This window comes from Solobacterium moorei (genome assembly GCF_036323475.1).
Lineage (GTDB): Bacteria > Bacillota_I > Bacilli_A > Erysipelotrichales > Erysipelotrichaceae > Bulleidia > Bulleidia moorei.
Genome location: NZ_AP028934.1, coordinates 485,120 through 502,279, shown reverse-complemented (window position 1 = coordinate 502,279; position 17,160 = coordinate 485,120). Strand labels below are relative to the sequence as shown.

Genomic DNA, 17,160 nt, shown 5'->3' with positions numbered 1-17,160 from the left:
CATTGCGTTATGGCAGATACCCTTGTACAATATAATTAAAAGAAAGGGGTTGAGCCTATGAAGCTGGTATTGAAGATATTGGCACTGCCGGTGCTGTTCGTTGTAAAAGTGATTTGCATTCTTGGAAATCTGCTTACAAATGTTGTGTCCTATGTAATTGGTTTATTGCTCTTGGTCATTGGCGGATCTGCGATTTACTGCATTGTAAAGGCTTTGTGGCAGTCCCTGCTTATTCTTGTGGTTCTTGGAATTGCGACAATAGCAGCGGTGTTCTTGCTCGTCTGGGCTGTTATGAAAGTCGAGAATATTGGAGAAAGTCTGGGAGCATTTATCAGGTCATAAGATAATATCAGAGAAAAGTCACCGACCGGTGGCTTTTTCTTTTTGGGAAGGAAGTGATGGGAATGGCAGCGACAAGATTGATTGCACTCCATGTGAATAAGGGAAAGACGGTCGCTCAATGTTTGGCAGACAGAACCGACTACTCACAAAATGCCGCAAAAACCAATGATGGCGAATTTATCAGTTCCTATGAGTGTGATCCAAAGACAGCAGATGAGGAATTTCTGCTTTCCAAACGGCAGTATCAGCATATTACCGGCAGACAGCAGAAGAACAATATCATCGCATACCAGATACGCCAGTCCTTTAAGCCGGGAGAAATCACCCCGGAAGAAGCGAACCAAGTCGGCTATGAAACAGCGATGCGATGGACAAAGGGAAAACACGCTTTCATCGTTGCGACCCACATCGACAAATCCCACATTCACAATCATATCATTTATAATTCGACCTCGCTGGATGCCACACGGAAATTCAAAAACTTCTTTCTTTCCGGTCTGGCGGTGCAAAGACTCAGTGATATGGTTTGCCTGGAACACGGGCTGTCCATTATTACACCGAAGCCGTATCGGGAGCGCCAGAAAAGAACTGTTTATCCCAAGAAGCGTACCCAGCGTGACGAATTATGTGATGCGATTGATGCGGTGCTGAAGCAGAAACCAAAGAGCTTTGATGGCTTTGTTCAGGCTCTGGCTGACATGGGATTTGAGTTCAAGGATGGAAAGCAGCCTGCGTTCAAGGGCGAGAATCAGAAGCGTTTCATTCGGCTGCGTTCCCTGGGCGAAGGATATAGCAAAGAGGAAATTCAAGCGGTTATCTCCGGCAAGAACCTGCACAAATCAAAAGGCGGCTCTGCCAAGGCTCCTGCCCCGAAGCAGTTCCAGATGCTGATTGATATTCAGGCAAAGATGGCCGAGGGCAAGACGGTCGGTTATGAAAAGTGGGCGAAGAAGTTCAACCGAAAAGAAGCTGCCCGAACGGTAATCCTACTGAAAGAAAAAGGCTTGGGCAACTACGACGATCTGACTGCTCATATTGAAAATCTGTCTGCCCGGTTCGATGCGCTTTCTGATTCTATCAAGGTCGCAGAGAAACGTATGGTTGAGGTTCAGGCGTTGCAGCAGCACATCAAAAATTATCGCAACACAAGGCAAATTTATATCGAGTACCGCAAGTCTGGATATAGCAAAAAATTCTTTGAAGAACACCGTCAGGAAATCACAATTCATAAAGCGGCGAAGCAAGCCTTTGATGAATTGCAGATTACAAAGCTCCCGTCCATGCAATCATTGTATGAGGAGTTTCATCAGCTGGCAGTCCAGAAAAAGCAGGACTACGCTGAGTACCGTCAGATCAGAAAAGAGAAAGAAGAACTGCTGATTGCCAAACGGACGGTTGAAACGATTTTGAATATCGACAGGCAGAAAGAGCAGGAAAAAGAGAAAGAGAAAGAGGAAAAGAAGAACTTCCGTTAAAGCAAAAAGCCACGGTCTGCACTCCCCAAAGGGTGCGGATCGTGGCTGCTTTTTTGCTTTTCGATTTCGGTGCTTTCAACCATGGGCAAATTTTTATTCTACTGTTCTTTGAGAAACGATTGAAAATCGTGTAGCCATCATCGGCAGATGATGTTCAAAGGGGATTGGGGATGCTTCCCCAACAAGCAAATTTGCGAAGATTGCACCGAAGGGAAAATCGAGAAAATGAGTGAACCTGTACAGGTTTACACTGCTTGCCAATTTGTGAGATTATGAATTTAGTATCGAGAATAGGGTACACCTAAATTTTGCAATGCTGCAACCCTATCATCGTTGCATGGATGAGTTGAGTATATTGCACTGAGAAAACCATCATGCGGAACATCTGAGATATGTTGGTCTAATACCGTCGCTAATTCAAGACCAAAACCAATTTTATAAGCAAATTCATCAGCCAGATACTCATTTTGTCTCATAGACCACATCAGAAAAAGCATACAGAACTTTACCCATAACCAAGAAAGTGCTGTTGATATTCCTGCGAAAACTGCGGTAATTATACCCATTACACCACTACGAGAGCATATTGCGAACAGCCCCATGATTGCAGAAAAAATCCAGTAGGATATTTTGATTAACAGGAGGCACCCGGATATAAATATATTGCCCCCGCCAATCAATAATTGGATAACAGTATGTCCGTATGAGAGATGTCCGATCTCATGGGCGAGAATTCCAAGTATCATATCATCGGAGAGTAAAAGCAATCCGTCAGTTATGCATAGTGTTTGCCTACCTAGAGCAAATGCATTTGGAGCAGGATCATGGATAATCTTCACTTTCACTTTTTTAGGACAGTATGATGTGTTCTCTTTTGCTTTATCTAAAACATATTGAACCAGCGGGACAACTCGAAGTTTTATATCTACTCTTTTTATATCGCTTGCTCCTGCGAAGGCAGCCAGGCACATTTCGCCTAATGGGGATAAGCTGATAGCTACTGTGAAAAAGTAAATACAAATCAGTTCAACAATGCTTCCTGACGAACCGAACACAGCAACAATCAGCAGAATATTAAGAGTAAAGAACAGAAGAGTTCCTAAGTTTGAGAAGCGAACAATTCTGCCTACACGATGCCAAATATCCATAATGCACCCCCCTTTTATCGTGTTGTTGGTTTGAGCTTGCATTGTTTAATTACTCAAATGTAAAGAAATCTTTGTTTCGCTCTTTGAACAGAGCAAAGACAGTCTCTAACACAAATTCGTTTTCAACACCAACATATTCTTCTGTTTCATCGTCAATTTCTTTCAGCTGCAAAATAACAACTTGCCCATCCGAATCTCCAATAGGAAGCAGGACAACATATTCGTTCTGGCGATACGGTATTAAGTCAAGAAATTCAAATTCAACTTCGTTCCCATTCTCATCATTCAAAGTTATAATGTTGTCTTCATCCATGTCGTCGTTCCTTTTCTTAATATAAATAATTATCGTTGATAATGATGCCTAATAGTTCAAAGAGATTATCCTTTTTGGAAAGAATGCATTTTTTCATGGCTTGTTTAATTTGTTCCGTTGAAATGCTATCAGGCAACATTTCCCTTGGGACACCATGACCGAATTGCCGAAAATACTGTTCTTCGATTTCATAATACTCATTATCAATTTTCGGTTCAGGTGTATTAAGGAAGCTATTCATAAAATCTGCAACGCTCTTGTTTTTGTCCATTGTATGCACCTACCTTTCTCTGCTCAAGACCCTAACATGATTATCTGGTCTAATAGAATCAATCATTGAAGAAAAAATACCAAACGCTGTAGGAAAGAAATTTGCTAATAGCTCTAATTTGCCTTGGTCTCCCATAGACGCTTCAAAAAAGTGGGCAAAGGCTTCTGCTTGTAGATTGCCCGGTCTCGTCCAATAGTTCCTTGAGTGACCATAATTTCCGTGCAATTGACCATTTGTTGTCGCATCAATTAAGTCCGAGAAGGAGTGAGCTGAATCCTGCCTAATACGGGTCAGAAAAGCAGTTTGCTTTTCCACTGGAAGATTGTTATATAAGCTCAGGATTCTTTGTCCGTCCTCAACCAGTGCCTCAGCAAATTCTGGAGTATTGGATAGATTGCTCCGATAGTTGCACGAAGCATGGTCGATCATGTGAGCAAGCTCGTGGAAATAAGTTGTTCCTGCACCTCTTGGATTTGTCATATCAGAAGCTGCATTGTAGTAGACTCCTCGTGAATGCCCTATATAATTTCCCGGTGAGTAATGTGCTGTCTGATCCGGTGGATATTCAGAATCTTGTATCATCAGTTTACCAGCGAAATGGTCAAACACTTCTCTGACATTCTGCTCTGCATTTTCATGGCGTTGTGATATAACAGCGATATATCCGTCTGGTGTGCTACCTTGGGTTAGCACGCCAAGGCAATACTGATAAGACGAATTACCAACATTAGGTGTTTGCAGACCCTGGAGGAAAGAATTTCGTGCAGAAGGAGTGTCCAAATTAACATTATCATATTCTTGTACACTTTTGGCAAGTGAAGCAACGTATTTTTCGGCCTGAAGCATAATCTGTAAAATATCATTCAGGGCTTTGTTGCAATCTTTTACGATAGTTCCCAGCTCATCGTACTTCTTGTCATTCCATCCAATTCCCAATTGCTGATATTTCATCTTCACAGAACTTCTTGTAGTTTCGATAGAAGAAATGGAGGTCCGCATATTTTTCAGTATTGTCAGTAATTGAGTTGCATCAGCATTTACGTTGCTCAAACACTCACCTCCTCATTTGTTAATCATTTCGAGTGTAGCTACCTGTTACTAAAACCGGGATATATGTATCAAGCGATTGAGCTGCAAGTGTTCGATGTCGCCCATCACTCTGAAATACATAATAAGAACCTACCTGCGCAACCTGGACAGGATTATTGTAATAGCTACGAATGGTATCATCTAACACTGGGTTTTGTGAAAGCTCATCCAAAGACATTCCTGACTCAGTATTTTGACGAACATCTTGGATGTGCGAAGCTCGCCTTAGAATGTTTTCTCTCGACCATCCCTCTCGACCATTCCGTGTCCAAAATCCTTCCGGGTTCCCAAGTTCTCGGTCACTGAGATAAACTCCTTCAATATCCCTTGCTCTAACGTATACGAGTTCTGGATTTTCATTTCGAGAAAAGGTATAGTTCCCGTTCTCCCAATAATCTCGATATTCTTCATAGTGATTTCCACGGGAAAAATATCGTTCAGCTGATAGTCTGTCTTGAACAAATGCAAGATTAGAACCAAAGGTATTTGACTCAAAGGTGGTTGTATCTGCACTTGATGGTGTAACAGCAAAACTACTGGTCTGAGGTGTGCTTGCAGATATTCCATTTGTAGATCCTAGTTGAACACTTTCGTATTCACTAAGGCTCTTGGCGAGTAAAGCCACATATTTTTCTGCTTGAAGCATAATTACCAATATGTCATTGAGAGCCTTGTTGCAGTCTCTTACAACCACGCCCAACTCGTTGTATTTTTTATCTTGCCATCCAGCACCTAACTGTTCATATTTCATCTTTACAGATTTTTTGGTAGTTTCGATGGAGGAAATGGAATCCTGCATTTTTTTCAGCATTGCGAATAGCTGAACGGAGTCAGCATTTACCATACTCATTTCATCACCTCCTGGCAGCGGATTTTGTGAAGTGCAAAGCGGCGATGTGTCAGGAAAGTCTGACACATCACTGCTTCGGCAAGATTTAATTTAGAGAGGAAAGAAATTGTTCCAACTCAGCAGCGGTCGGTGCAATGTACGGTTTCATCTGGTAAGTATCCTTAACACCGTCTGTGAAGTATACGCTCCTTTCTTTTTTCGTTTTGTTGGTTCATTTTCGCCAGTGTGTTCGTGTCGTTTGCTGTGACGAGAACGCAACATAGACACAAAGAAAACACAAGGGCGAGCTTGCTCGTTTATATACCCTTGTGTTTTCGACTGGATATGTTAAGGTAACAAACAGTAAATGACACGTTACAGACTGCAAAATGTACCAACTGAAAAAAGAAAGAATACCGTTGTGTGCTTTATTTCTCGATCAGCTTTTCAAACATGAGGAAAGGTTTTTATAAAAAAAGAGTAGTTACCGTTTTTTGGTAACTACTCTTTTCCTTTTTTAAGGTTTAAAGTCCTGGAAGTTTAGGTGTTTTGGGTATTGGTGGTGTAGGTAGCTGCAAGCTTTCCAATTTTTGTTGAATTGCTTTAAATTCAGGGGTTTCTTGGTGTTGATTTTGAACCATTTTTTGCTCTATTCTCTCCAAAGTCGGTTGAATTTCTTTCCCTGATACTTTACGATTTAATTCTCTTTCTAAGGTCTCTTTCGGACTAATGGAAGGCGTTTCTAAACTTGAATAGAAGTTTCACTCCTTCTCTATTATAAAGCCTTATATCGCTAAATAAGCCCGTTTTATGAAGGGTTTCTAAGCTGAAATGAACGGGTTTACACCCGGCCTTGACCTCCGCCCGCTGTCCCGCTGAATGGGTGGACAAGGCGGCCAATCCCTCAAAGTGCTTGGACGCTCTCTTTCTGATTTTGGAGCGTTTCTTTTCTAAAAATTGAAATGGGCGGGAAGCCATTTTAGGGCTTTCCCGCCTTGATTACTTTTTAGCAAAGACGGGCGTGACTGTCAACGGCGGCGCATGAAATGCGCCGTTCATCTTGACCGTTGACTGGCTCGGCTGGCTTTGCTATCTTCCTGACAAATGGGAATGTCTAAGATAGTAAAGACGTCCCACATGCAACTCTTTCTTTTATTGCGGAAACCGTATCTTTAATTGTGAATGTAGTTGTGTCTATGACATTTGATTCATATATCCCCAAACCGGAAAATTGCTCCCACATTGTTTCCACTAATTCAATATTTGTTTTTCTATCTAATTTTGAGCGTTCCACAGCTCGCTTCATAGTTTCTTTTTTACTCGCTCTTAATACAATATAGTGTACCTCGTAATCTTCTTGGGCAAGAGCTTTCCATGGCTCCAAAAACCATGGCCCGACAATCCCATCTACAATTACATCATATCCGCCACGAGCATATCGCTTTGCAGCTTCTAAAAAGGCTTCAATGACAACCAGATTTTGCTTGTTGGATTCTGGCAAATGTGGTGGTATTGCGCCTTTGCTTAAGTAATGAAAAAAGTCATCGGTGTGCATATGCACTGATTTATCCATATCTGATTCCTTTGCGACAATTGACGCAGTTGTTGTTTTTCCTGTCCCCGGTGAGCCTGTAATCACAATAATTCTTCCTTGATTCATCTGTATTTTCCCTCACAATTTGAATTTATCACTTTGTTCCTGCCTGCTCAATCATCTTCTTCGCAAACTGGTTTTCCCTGACCCTGATTGCCCACCAAGTAAAAAAGCGGTTGGCGATTCAACCGCTTTTTTACTTGAACCAATTCTTCTAAATTATCATTTAAGCGATTCTCAAACTGTTTGTCAGTAAAATTGACTATATTTGCCATATTAAGCCACTTTCTCTTTATTCAAAACTTGTTTTGAGTAACGATTCATTGACCGCCAATACTCATGAACGGCTTGTAATTCTTCTAAAGAATAATCAAAAAGATTTACACGTTTTGCAAGCTTTAATTGGTTTAATAAATTGACTTCCAATAATTGAGAGTCATTTTTATTTAATTCATGGTTCAAAACATAGTTTAATTATTTCCTCCCGTTAAATAATAGATAACTATTAAAAATAGACAATACTTGCTCATAAGTAACGGTACTTAAATTGTTTACTTTGGCGTGTTTCATTGCTTGATGAAACTGATTTTTAGTAAACAGTTGACGATATTCTCGATTGACCCATTTTGAAACAAAGTACGTATATAGCTTCCAATATTTATCTGGAACATCTGTGGTATGGCGGGTAAGTTTTATTAAGACACTGTTTACTTTTGGTTTAGGATGAAAGCATTCCGCTGGCAGCTTAAGCAATTGCTGAATCGAGACTTGAGTGTGCAAGAGCAACCCTAGTGTTCGGTGAATATCCAAGGTACGCTTGTAGAATCCTTCTTCAACAATCAGATAGATGTCAGACGCATGGCTTTCAAAAACCACTTTTTTAATAATTTGTGTGCTTAAATGGTAAGGAATACTCCCAACAATTTTATACCTCTGTTTGTTAGGGAATTGAAACTGTAGAATATCTTGGTGAATTAAAGTGACACGAGTATTCAGTTTTAATTTTTCTGACGATAAGTTGAATAGATGACTGTCTAATTCAATAGACGTTACCTGTTTACTTATTTTAGCCAGTTTCGTCGTTAAATGCCCTTTACCTGTTCCAATTTCGTAAACGGTATCGGTTTCTTTTAAATTCAATTGTTTTATTATTTGGTTGAGTACTTTTTCACTCGTTAAAAAGTTTTGAGAATATTTTATATTTTTGTTCATGTAATATCCCTTTTTATTTGCTGTGAATATTCGCTCATTTTTCTTCCTCAATAAAAACTCTACCAGCTAACCAACATTCGTCTAATTCATTTGGGAATAATTCAAGCTGGCGAATCATATAATGTGTACTTGGAATGTAATCAAAATAAAACAATAGTGCTAGATATAAACTCCATGGAATTGGGCGTGTCCGATTTTCGTAGGCACTATAAGTTTGTCGTGAAATACCAACAGCCGAAGCAATTTCTTCTTGTGATGCACCAACTTTTCCTCTGAGTGCGGGTAACTCAATCGCCAATTGAGTGGCCAAGTTCTCTTTCTCATCTTTACTAAAATTCCAAAACTGCTTATAAGCATCTCGCCCTACAAATTGAATCAATAAATCTCCTCCTGGGTATACTCTTTCGTAGAGTACATTACTCCACGAAAAAACACCGCCAAACACTGAAAACTCAGCATTATTTGACGGTGTTGACAATTTATTTGACGGCTAATAAATCAGAAAGCCGTTGCATATTTTCTCTTTTTAAATCCATGGATGGGTGTACATAGCGATTCATTGTAATATTCACGCTGGCATGACCCAATATTTCGCTGAGACTTTTTACATCGAATCCAAGCTCTATGCACCTTGTAGCAAATGTATGACGTAACGAGTGATAATTTGCGGAGGTGATTCCGCTGTTTTTCAATACCTTCTTAAAATGATTTTGCATGGTTCTTGGTTCTAATGGATTCTGATCGCTATTGGTTAGGATGTAGCCAGTAGAAGAAGCTTTGTGTGCTGTAAGAATAGTCATTAAGCCATGGGGTACTGGAATAGTACGGATGGAGCAAGCACTTTTTGGTGTGGTAACAACAATCCTTGTCTTGTATTCACTGTTGGTTCTATCTTGGATTCTCTGGAGCGTTTGATGCACGTGGATTGTGTAATCTGAGAATGAAACATCTTCCCATCGTAACGCACAAATTTCACCTACTCTGAGACCAGTGAATAAACATACTAATATACCAATATTGCAGGAATCAAGATTAGAATACAAGTATTGGCATAATTTTTCCTGTTCAGCACGACTCAAAACTCTCATTTCCTTCGTTTGACGTTTTATCTGTATAGATCGTGCGTCACAAGAAATGGCTTTCCCGTTTCGGGTGGCAAATTGTAAGACATTTCGAATTAGAGATAAAATATCTGAAACAGTTTTAGAGGAAAGTCCATTCTCCTTTAATCCACCAGAAACAAGGAAAAAATTACACTGCGTTTCAATAAACTCGTGTGTTATATCACGCAATTGTTTGCTTCCGAACACAGGAAGTATATACGAGCTGAGAAGATTCCTATATTTGTTGCTTGTAGATTCCTTCACTTTAGGACATATAGCTTGAAACCATTCCATAGCAACCTGTTCAAATTGATCTGAGCTAATTTCTGGATCGACAGTGACAGAATTACTCGTGCACGAACTTTGACTGATAAGTTTTGCCTTGACTTCTCGATATGACTTTGCATAAACATAACCGTAATTGGCTTTGCCTGTAGAAGATCGGGACTTAATGTATCTTCCTTCCCATCTGCCGTCTTTCCTTTTGTAAATATTTTCTCCTTTTCGTGCCATAAGGTACACCTCCTTCAATATGACTATAATTCTGACGGCAAATTGTGACTTTGGAACTTTCTAAGATGGATTTTTGTGCAAAACCTCGTGTTTTATGTCCCTAACATATTGACAAACAGTGCGACAATTTGTAAAATAAAGATATAAACTAAAAAAAACAGAGAAGAATGCGATTCGTGGAGTAATGTACTCTACGAATTTTTTATTTTAAAGAACCTCAAGATAGCTCATATTGTCGTCTTGGGGTTCTTTTCATTCTATCATTTAATGCAATCTGCCTATAAAATTTTATCATATTGCATTTATAAATGCAACTTGCACCCGATGTTGGTTGTTGAGATTTTTGGTACATTTTATAATGTATAGCAGAATCATACACAGCATGGAGGTGATTGAAACGCAACCGGAAATTGATTACGTTAAGATTGGTCAGCGCATTAGAGCTGCCCGACTGGAAAAGGGTTATAGTCAGGCTGATTTGGGTGCGTTGGTTGGTTGCTCGAACAATCATATGAGCCATGTTGAAGTTGGACAGACGAAAGTTTCTTTGGCAATGCTTCTAAAACTGGCATTCGTCTTGGAAAAGAACTTTGACTATTTTTTACTGGATACCCCATATGCAAAATGCGACAGCATCATTGATAATGAGATTGCTGCAAAACTGAAAAAGTGTAATGTAACAACATTGATAACCGTAGGAAAGTTGATTGATGTCTTGATTGACCAGCAAGAGATGATAAAAAAAGCGGAGCTTGATTGATATAATGAAAAAGAAGCCCATTGACGGTACAGAGTGAACTGCTATGGGGTTCTTTTTTGCAGCACAATATACTGATTCTTTAAGAAGCAAAAAGTCCACCAGTCATGATGCACTACGCATCGTACTGGTGGACTTTTTCTGTAAAGATATAAAAATAGATATTCATATATCGCCATAACCAATGTCGTTATCGTAGGCATGAAGATCTTCTTTCAGGAAATCTGCTTTACGAATATACATCGAATTTACCAGCTCTCCTTTTTCGTGGAGCAGGCTGAATTTGTAGTCTAATAATGCTGCCGGTACATAGAGCATTTTAGCCGTTTCAAAAAATGTGTGTTCCGAAAGGCATTCCAGGACTTTCCCATCTTCTAACAGAAGCTCCGCCGCAAAGAAGTTTGCTTCATTTTCTTCGATTGATCTATCATCAAAAACTTCCATTTCTTGAAAGCCGTGCATCATAGCGATTTTTGTATGCAGGACAGCGTGTCCTAATTCATGTGCGACTAATATACGCTCCAGGATACCGTTCACATTGTGATCTATCACGATATTCTTTTGTCTGGACTGGTAATAGAAGAAGCCCTTCAATTTCTTCTGTAAATCGTAATAGTGGATTTTGATACCTAACAGCTGACATAGCTCGTAAGGGTCTCTGGTGTGATATTTTCGCACAAGCTTATCGACAGTTTCAATGATATGCTCTGCCGTTTTCATTTGCTTCACCTCCGAATCGCACACAGAAAACATATTCTGTGCTTGAGGATTTTACTCTTTATCTTTATGCTTTCTGTATTTCTTCGGAGTGTACTTTTCCCGTGCTGTTTTCTTAGAGTCCATATAAACTGACATAATCGCCTGGAAGAATACATCTTTTGCGTCCTCGTCCAATTCTCCACCGGCAAACAGAGAATTTACACGACCCAACACTTCCTGAGCTTCTTTTGCTCCTTTTGAACCGAAGTTTTCCTTTGCCTCTAAAATAAACATATCCTGATCTATATGGCTCTGGCTATCCGTTTCAGATTCGTCCAAAAGATAGGACACAGAGATATGCAGTGCTTCAGCAAGTTTTCTGATGTTGCTTTTTCTGGGGAGTGTTCCGAGCTGCTCATAGGTGTAAAGGGATCTTTCGGAAATGCCGGTCATCTGGGCAAGCTCCGTTTGAGATAGGTTCATAGCCAAACGAGCTTCTTTAATTTTTTCTCCAAATGTCATGGTAGTATCCTTCCTTTCAAAAAATATTTATTCGTAACTTCCGATTATTTGTTGACAAACTTCTGGAAAATGCTATAATAAGAATCATAACAGAAGTTTTAATTCCACTTAATTATATATCGGAACTTTTATAAAGTCAAGAACTTCCGATTTCACTTCTGTTATTTTAATCAAATATCGGAAGTTATAGTCATTCTTGTCCCATGGTATTTGTTTCCCTTTAGCCAAGTGACAGGAGTTAGAAAGGAATTCTTATTTTATGGATTAGGCTGAAAGGAGATTCTGAATGAGCAGATATAATACACAGGTATTAAGCAGTATTCGAATGCTTTGCCGGATGCAGAACATTGACGAGAAGGTTCTGTATGAAAGAGCAAAGCTGATTTTATCCATATATCGAGAGGTGTGCTGGTCTACCATTGATCGTGCGAATGATGTATGTGATACCCTTATTTGTACTTACGGTGACAGCTTAGATGGTGCATTGATTTATCTGGAGAACTTTGCTCCGGATGAAGCGAGAGAACGATTTGAAGAACGCATTCGCAGCTTATTTGAGACAAAGTGGATCATTGAACTGGTAGATATGGCTATGTTGAAAATCAGAGAATATCCAGATAAAGGCGCTCTGTACTGTGAGATTATCTCAAAGGCATATCTCAACCGCTTCAAGTACAGGGAATCAGAAATGCTGGAGGTTTTGAATATGGAACGCAGCACCTACTATGACCGAAAGAAAGAAGCGATACTGTTATTTGGTCTGTCACTTTGGGGAACAGCCATTCCTAAATTGAAAGATTTCCTGGAAAGTGCCCGGGAGGAAGAAGCATTGTGTTATTGTGAATGCTAAGACAGGATTTTAGTCCGACTAAAATCCGATGAAAATACGACGGTTCCCCTACTGAAAGTCCGACTTGTCCAGTGTTAAAATGGCTATGCTGGGAGATAGCGGCATAAAATTGAATAGAGAGAGTTACGCCTCGTGCCTGTAATGGGTACGGGGCTTTTTTTATACCTGCCTATTTTCCCCCATAATTAACACAAAGGCATGAACGAGAGCTTGGAGTAATTTACTCCGGCTCTTTTTTTATGCCTGCAAGGAGGACAGGCAGATGGCAAAGGGTATTGAGAATCGGGCACGATCTCCTCCCGCTGTTTTTGATTTTGCAACTTCACAAATTCAAAAACACGGAGGAACGAAAATGTATTACGACTTGGTTGAAAGCGGAAAAAGAATTAAAGCCTTGAGAAAGGAACATGGGCTTACACAGGAACAGCTTGCGGAGCAGTTAGGTGTTGCCGCAAACACCATTGCACGAATTGAAACCGGCAACAGAGGTATCTCTATTGATTTGGCAATCGAACTGGTTGTGCGCTTTGAGACAACCCTTGATTACATATTTTTAGGTCGTGAATAACCTCAAAACTATACCTACGAGGCAATAAAAACTTGCATGAGGAACAGGTACAATTTAGATACAGCCAAAGAAAATCGGCTGCTTGATCCTTGAAAACTGAATACACAGTCATCGAATACGTTCCTGTTGCCGGTGCGAGAGCATCAGCCACATCAGCGGTACGCCGAGACGTATCGGATAGAGAAACAGAACGACTTTCTTCTATAAATTAAGCGCTTGTCTCTCTCCCGATGCCAGCGATCAATACTGGCTTGTAAATATTGGGTTGCTCCCAATACGGCCATGAAAGCAACAGGATTAAAGATACTTCTCTACGGAGCTGGCGGAGAACCCGGCAGAGGTTAGATTCCTATGGAACTGATTCGCAATCAGTCGTTCGGTGATTCCCTGAGGGCGTAAGCCCTCTTTCCCAGGGGTGCGTGGCAAATATGGGACACATAGACTTTTGGACTGACTGCCTGATTCCTTTCTGGCAGTCAGTTATTACATAGCCAACGAAAGGAGGTCATGGCACATGATGAAAGAAAATTGGGTATATTGCCGTGGTGATATTTATTGCGCCAAGCTGGACCCGGTAGTTGGGTCGGAACAAGGCGGCATCCGTCCGGTTATCGTCATTCAGAACGATACCGGTAATAAACACGCTCCCACATTGATTGTGGCAACGGTCACCACCAGAATCCATAAGAAAGCGAATATGCCGACGCACTTTGTTATTTACGACAATCCTGCATTCAAAGAAGCGTCCGTTGTTCAGCTGGAACAGATTCGTACCATTGATAAAAGCAGGATTGATAATTACTTAGGTAAGGTAACGCCCCGTGAAATGGTAGCGATTGAGAAAGCCTTATCTGTCAGCCTGGCAATGGAACAGCTGAAAAAGCGTTCCCCAAAACATAAAGCAAAGAGAGCGAAGGAGTGAACATAAATGTTTGAAGAAAGAATCGCTGCCATGAATCAGCGCACCGAAGAAGCGATGGCTGCTAACGCAGTTCAGTTTGATAAGAGAACCTATACGGTTGATGAGATTCAGGATATTCTGGGCATCAGCAGAACCAGCGCATACAACCTTGTGAAAAAGAAAGTTTTCCATAGCGTCCGCATCGGTGGCAGTATCAGAATCTCCAAAAAGAGTTTTGATGAGTGGTTGGATCATCAAATGTAAGATTTGTCAAGGGCGTCGTACAACCCGGCGACAAACTTCAAAACATATTGAGAGTTCGATAAAATGTAGCCATGACAAGAAACACATGGCTACATTTTTTACATAGGAGGTTGTACGATGGCGGAAATGAGAAAACGCACGAGTATGTCTGTTCTGGAAATGGGCAGGATGCTCGGTCTTGGTAAAACGGAGTCATACTGGCTCATTAAGAAGAATTACTTCAAAACCATTCTTGTCGGCAACACCATGAGGGTGATGATCGACAGCTTTGAAGAATGGTATGCCAATCAGTTCAAATACCAGAAGGTCGATGGAACCCCTCCCGGCGAGGAATTGAAGAAAACTACATATTCAATGGAGGAGCTTGGACAGCGCCTTGGGCTGAAAGAAGCGACTGCTTACGAACTGGTTGCCAAAGGGCATTTTGATGTGGTCGATGTCCTGGGCAAGCGCAGAGTGACAAAGGAGAGCTTTGAAAGATGGTATGCTTCTCAAACCGATTACCGCACGGTAGAGGATCAGGAACTGGATGCAGATATTATGGCATCCACCTACGGTCTGCCGGAAATGGCAAGAATGCTTGGGGTACATCGTCAGACCATTTACTATATCGTTGCCAATGAAGATTTTGAGCTTATCAAGGTTGGCAGGTATAAGCGAGCTACCAAAGAGAGCTTTGAAAAATGGTATCACAATCAGACCCGCTACCAGTTAGCGGAAGATAGACAGGAAAGGAGCTGATTACATGGCATCTATCGTTAAGAGAAAAAAGAAGTATTCTGTGGTTTATACATACACCGATGAGAACGGCAACAAGCGTCAGAAGTGGGAAACCTTTGAAACGAATGCCGAAGCAAAGAAAAGGAAGTTGCAGGTTGAATATGAGCAGGAGTCCGGAACCTTTATTCCCCCTTCTGCTAAAACCGTCAATGATCTTTTGGATGAGTATATGTCAATCTATGGTGTGAACACCTGGGCGATGTCTACCTATGAAAGCAGAAAGAGCCTGATTGCAAACTATATTCGTCCCCTCATCGGTGATATGAAGCTGGAGGATGTCACGCCGAGAATCATGGACAAGTATTACCGAGATTTGCTTTCTGTCAAAGCGGTTTCTTCTAAGTATGTAAAAGCCCGTACAGAATATCTGACTCCGCATACTGTCCGAGAGGTTCACAAGACATTGCGAAATGCTTTCAATCAAGCGGTCAAGTGGGAATTGATGACCAGAAACCCTGTGGAGCACGCTACGCTGCCGAAAGAAGAACACAAGACCAGGGATATCTGGACAGCAGAAGTGCTCCAGAAGGCTCTGGAAGCCTGTGACGATGATATTCTTCGTCTGGCTATTAACCTTGCCTTCTCCTGTTCCCTGCGAATGGGCGAGCTTCTGGGGCTTACCTGGGACTGTATTGACATTTCCCCCACCAGTATTGAACTTGGTCAGGCAAGCATCTTCGTTGAAAAGGAGTTGCAGAGAGTAAATCGTGAAGCGATGGCAGATCTGGACGGTAAGGACATCATGTTCAAGTTCCCACCGACCTTCGCCAGTACGCATACCGCATTGGTTCTCAAAACTCCTAAGACCAAAACAAGTGTCCGCAAGGTGTTCTTACCGAAAACCGTAGCGGAAATGTTGGTACAGCGAAAGGCTGACATCGAAGAACTGAAAGACCTTTTCGGTGACGAGTTCGTAGACTTCAATCTGGTTTTCTGTTCTTCCAATGGCAAGCCGATTGAGGGGCAGGTTATCAACCGTGCTTTCAATAAGCTGATTGAGGAGAAGGGACTGCCGAAAGTGGTTTTCCATAGTCTCCGACATTCCAGTATCACTTACAAGCTGAAGCTGAACGGCGGCGATATGAAATCCGTTCAAGGCGATTCCGGTCATGCACAGGTCAAGATGGTAGCGGATGTTTACTCCCATATCATCGACGATGACCGCAGACTGAACGCTGAAAGAATGGAAGCTGCGTTCTACTCAGGCAGACAGGCAACGCCTGAGCCGGTTCAACCAGCCGCAACGGAAAGCTCCGCTGATGATAAAGAACTTCTTCTGAAGCTTCTGCAAAATCCGGAAATGGCAGCACTCCTGAAGTCGCTGGCAAAAACATTATAGTAACTGCAAGGGCAGATCCTTTTACATAGCTACAATAGCTGTAAAAGGGTCTGCCCTTATTTTTTTGTTATGGAGGTCAACGAGTATGGATAGAATCTTTATGGACGAGTATTACGAGCATCTGAGAGCTGACAATATCGAGGCATTTTCCAAGGAAAGGAACGACGAATATGTTGGCAGAGCTGAGGAATACAAAGCAGCAAAGTCGGCATTGCTTGAAGGATTGGGACTTGAGCATTTGTTTGACCATAGCCATGAACTGACTCCGAAAGAGAAAGAAATATGGATGCTGTTCGATAGGGTTGATGTAGCAGAGCTTCTTGCAAGGGATGCTTTTGCCAAGGGTGCTTATATGCTCGGCGCTGAGGATAGAGAGATTATGCTGAAATAAAAAAAGACCTGCTTCGGCGGGTCTAAATTACATAGAATCATTGAGTCTGAAAAACCTTTGAAATTCTTAATAATTCTGGTTGAAAAATTCATTTTGAAATGATATATAAAACAGACTGAAATCTGTGTCTAAGGACACCCGCACCCTCACACGAGAATGAATAGGATTTCCTATCATTTCGCATCACGAGAAGTTACATA

General features: G+C 41.2%; 23 protein-coding genes. 10 read left to right on the top strand and 13 right to left on the bottom strand.

Going from position 1 to position 17,160, the window contains the following annotated elements:
• Window positions 1-57: 57 nt before the first annotated feature.
• On the top strand, window positions 58-342 hold the full coding sequence (locus RGT18_RS02360; RefSeq protein WP_002578946.1) for a hypothetical protein: 285 nt from the start codon (window positions 58-60) through the stop codon (window positions 340-342).
• 62 nt (window positions 343-404) lie between these two features.
• Window positions 405-1,817 carry a relaxase/mobilization nuclease domain-containing protein gene (locus RGT18_RS02355; protein ID WP_002578945.1) on the top strand — a complete coding sequence of 471 codons (1,413 nt, stop codon included), beginning with the start codon at window positions 405-407 and terminating at the stop codon, window positions 1,815-1,817.
• 278 nt (window positions 1,818-2,095) lie between these two features.
• On the opposite strand, the gene RGT18_RS02350 is transcribed toward RGT18_RS02355, so the two are convergent.
• The 11 genes from RGT18_RS02350 to RGT18_RS02300 all read right to left on the bottom strand — a co-directional run bounded on the left by RGT18_RS02350 (window position 2,096) and on the right by RGT18_RS02300 (window position 9,889).
• Window positions 2,096-2,965, bottom strand: coding sequence for a zinc metalloprotease HtpX (locus RGT18_RS02350; RefSeq protein WP_002588966.1), 870 nt, complete (start codon window positions 2,963-2,965; stop codon window positions 2,096-2,098).
• 49 nt (window positions 2,966-3,014) lie between these two features.
• On the bottom strand, window positions 3,015-3,278 hold the full coding sequence (locus RGT18_RS02345; RefSeq protein WP_002304397.1) for a DUF1292 domain-containing protein: 264 nt from the start codon (window positions 3,276-3,278) through the stop codon (window positions 3,015-3,017).
• Between the two features lie 16 nt (window positions 3,279-3,294).
• On the bottom strand, window positions 3,295-3,549 hold the full coding sequence (locus RGT18_RS02340) for a hypothetical protein (protein WP_002588965.1): 255 nt from the start codon (window positions 3,547-3,549) through the stop codon (window positions 3,295-3,297).
• A 9-nt stretch (window positions 3,550-3,558) separates the two neighbouring features.
• A complete protein-coding gene (locus RGT18_RS02335) occupies window positions 3,559-4,599 on the bottom strand; it encodes a hypothetical protein (protein WP_002304399.1) in 1,041 nt (346 codons plus the stop codon).
• Between the two features lie 19 nt (window positions 4,600-4,618).
• Window positions 4,619-5,488 (bottom strand): hypothetical protein, encoded by an 870-nt coding sequence (locus RGT18_RS02330; protein ID WP_002578944.1) that lies wholly within the window; start codon window positions 5,486-5,488, stop codon window positions 4,619-4,621.
• A 1,093-nt stretch (window positions 5,489-6,581) separates the two neighbouring features.
• On the bottom strand, window positions 6,582-7,127 hold the full coding sequence (locus tag RGT18_RS02325) for a P-loop nucleotide/nucleoside kinase family protein (protein ID WP_002304402.1): 546 nt from the start codon (window positions 7,125-7,127) through the stop codon (window positions 6,582-6,584).
• Between the two features lie 47 nt (window positions 7,128-7,174).
• Window positions 7,175-7,336 carry a hypothetical protein gene (locus tag RGT18_RS13060; protein WP_002304403.1) on the bottom strand — a complete coding sequence of 54 codons (162 nt, stop codon included), beginning with the start codon at window positions 7,334-7,336 and terminating at the stop codon, window positions 7,175-7,177.
• A gap of 1 nt (window position 7,337) precedes the next feature.
• On the bottom strand, window positions 7,338-7,523 hold the full coding sequence (locus RGT18_RS02315) for an epsilon antitoxin (protein WP_002293774.1): 186 nt from the start codon (window positions 7,521-7,523) through the stop codon (window positions 7,338-7,340).
• A gap of 12 nt (window positions 7,524-7,535) precedes the next feature.
• The gene (erm(B), locus tag RGT18_RS02310) at window positions 7,536-8,303 is read right to left on the bottom strand and encodes a 23S rRNA (adenine(2058)-N(6))-methyltransferase Erm(B) (protein WP_255420040.1); all 768 of its coding nucleotides are present in this window, start codon (window positions 8,301-8,303) and stop codon (window positions 7,536-7,538) included.
• 4 nt (window positions 8,304-8,307) lie between these two features.
• Entirely contained in the window at window positions 8,308-8,652 is a 345-nt protein-coding gene (locus RGT18_RS02305) for a helix-turn-helix domain-containing protein (RefSeq protein WP_198957774.1), read from the bottom strand.
• Window positions 8,653-8,752: 100 nt separating this feature from the next.
• Window positions 8,753-9,889 (bottom strand): tyrosine-type recombinase/integrase, encoded by a 1,137-nt coding sequence (locus tag RGT18_RS02300; RefSeq protein WP_002304408.1) that lies wholly within the window; start codon window positions 9,887-9,889, stop codon window positions 8,753-8,755.
• Between the two features lie 382 nt (window positions 9,890-10,271).
• Here RGT18_RS02300 and RGT18_RS02295 point away from each other — a divergent pair, with 382 nt between their 5' ends.
• Window positions 10,272-10,649 carry a helix-turn-helix domain-containing protein gene (locus tag RGT18_RS02295; protein WP_002578940.1) on the top strand — a complete coding sequence of 126 codons (378 nt, stop codon included), beginning with the start codon at window positions 10,272-10,274 and terminating at the stop codon, window positions 10,647-10,649.
• A 162-nt stretch (window positions 10,650-10,811) separates the two neighbouring features.
• Here the strand turns inward: RGT18_RS02295 and RGT18_RS02290 are convergent, their stop codons facing one another.
• Together RGT18_RS02290 and RGT18_RS02285 are read right to left on the bottom strand one after the other, a co-directional pair.
• Complete coding sequence (locus RGT18_RS02290) at window positions 10,812-11,366, bottom strand: ImmA/IrrE family metallo-endopeptidase (protein ID WP_002304410.1); 555 nt, start codon at window positions 11,364-11,366, stop codon at window positions 10,812-10,814.
• A 51-nt stretch (window positions 11,367-11,417) separates the two neighbouring features.
• On the bottom strand, window positions 11,418-11,867 hold the full coding sequence (locus tag RGT18_RS02285; protein ID WP_002304411.1) for a helix-turn-helix domain-containing protein: 450 nt from the start codon (window positions 11,865-11,867) through the stop codon (window positions 11,418-11,420).
• A gap of 286 nt (window positions 11,868-12,153) precedes the next feature.
• Between RGT18_RS02285 and RGT18_RS02280 the strand changes: the two genes are divergently transcribed.
• From RGT18_RS02280 to RGT18_RS02250, 7 genes are all read left to right on the top strand, one after another.
• Window positions 12,154-12,717: a hypothetical protein gene (locus RGT18_RS02280; protein ID WP_002304412.1), complete on the top strand. Its 564-nt coding sequence runs from the start codon at window positions 12,154-12,156 to the stop codon at window positions 12,715-12,717.
• A 262-nt stretch (window positions 12,718-12,979) separates the two neighbouring features.
• Window positions 12,980-13,285 (top strand): helix-turn-helix transcriptional regulator, encoded by a 306-nt coding sequence (locus RGT18_RS02275; RefSeq protein WP_002304413.1) that lies wholly within the window; start codon window positions 12,980-12,982, stop codon window positions 13,283-13,285.
• 514 nt (window positions 13,286-13,799) lie between these two features.
• The gene (locus tag RGT18_RS02270) at window positions 13,800-14,207 is read left to right on the top strand and encodes a type II toxin-antitoxin system PemK/MazF family toxin (RefSeq protein ID WP_002578938.1); all 408 of its coding nucleotides are present in this window, start codon (window positions 13,800-13,802) and stop codon (window positions 14,205-14,207) included.
• A gap of 6 nt (window positions 14,208-14,213) precedes the next feature.
• A complete protein-coding gene (locus tag RGT18_RS02265) occupies window positions 14,214-14,450 on the top strand; it encodes a helix-turn-helix domain-containing protein (protein WP_002304418.1) in 237 nt (78 codons plus the stop codon).
• 117 nt (window positions 14,451-14,567) lie between these two features.
• A complete protein-coding gene (locus tag RGT18_RS02260) occupies window positions 14,568-15,191 on the top strand; it encodes a helix-turn-helix domain-containing protein (protein WP_002304420.1) in 624 nt (207 codons plus the stop codon).
• Between the two features lie 4 nt (window positions 15,192-15,195).
• Entirely contained in the window at window positions 15,196-16,569 is a 1,374-nt protein-coding gene (locus tag RGT18_RS02255; protein ID WP_002304423.1) for a site-specific integrase, read from the top strand.
• Between the two features lie 85 nt (window positions 16,570-16,654).
• Window positions 16,655-16,960, top strand: coding sequence for a hypothetical protein (locus RGT18_RS02250; protein WP_002304425.1), 306 nt, complete (start codon window positions 16,655-16,657; stop codon window positions 16,958-16,960).
• Window positions 16,961-17,160 lie beyond the last annotated feature (200 nt).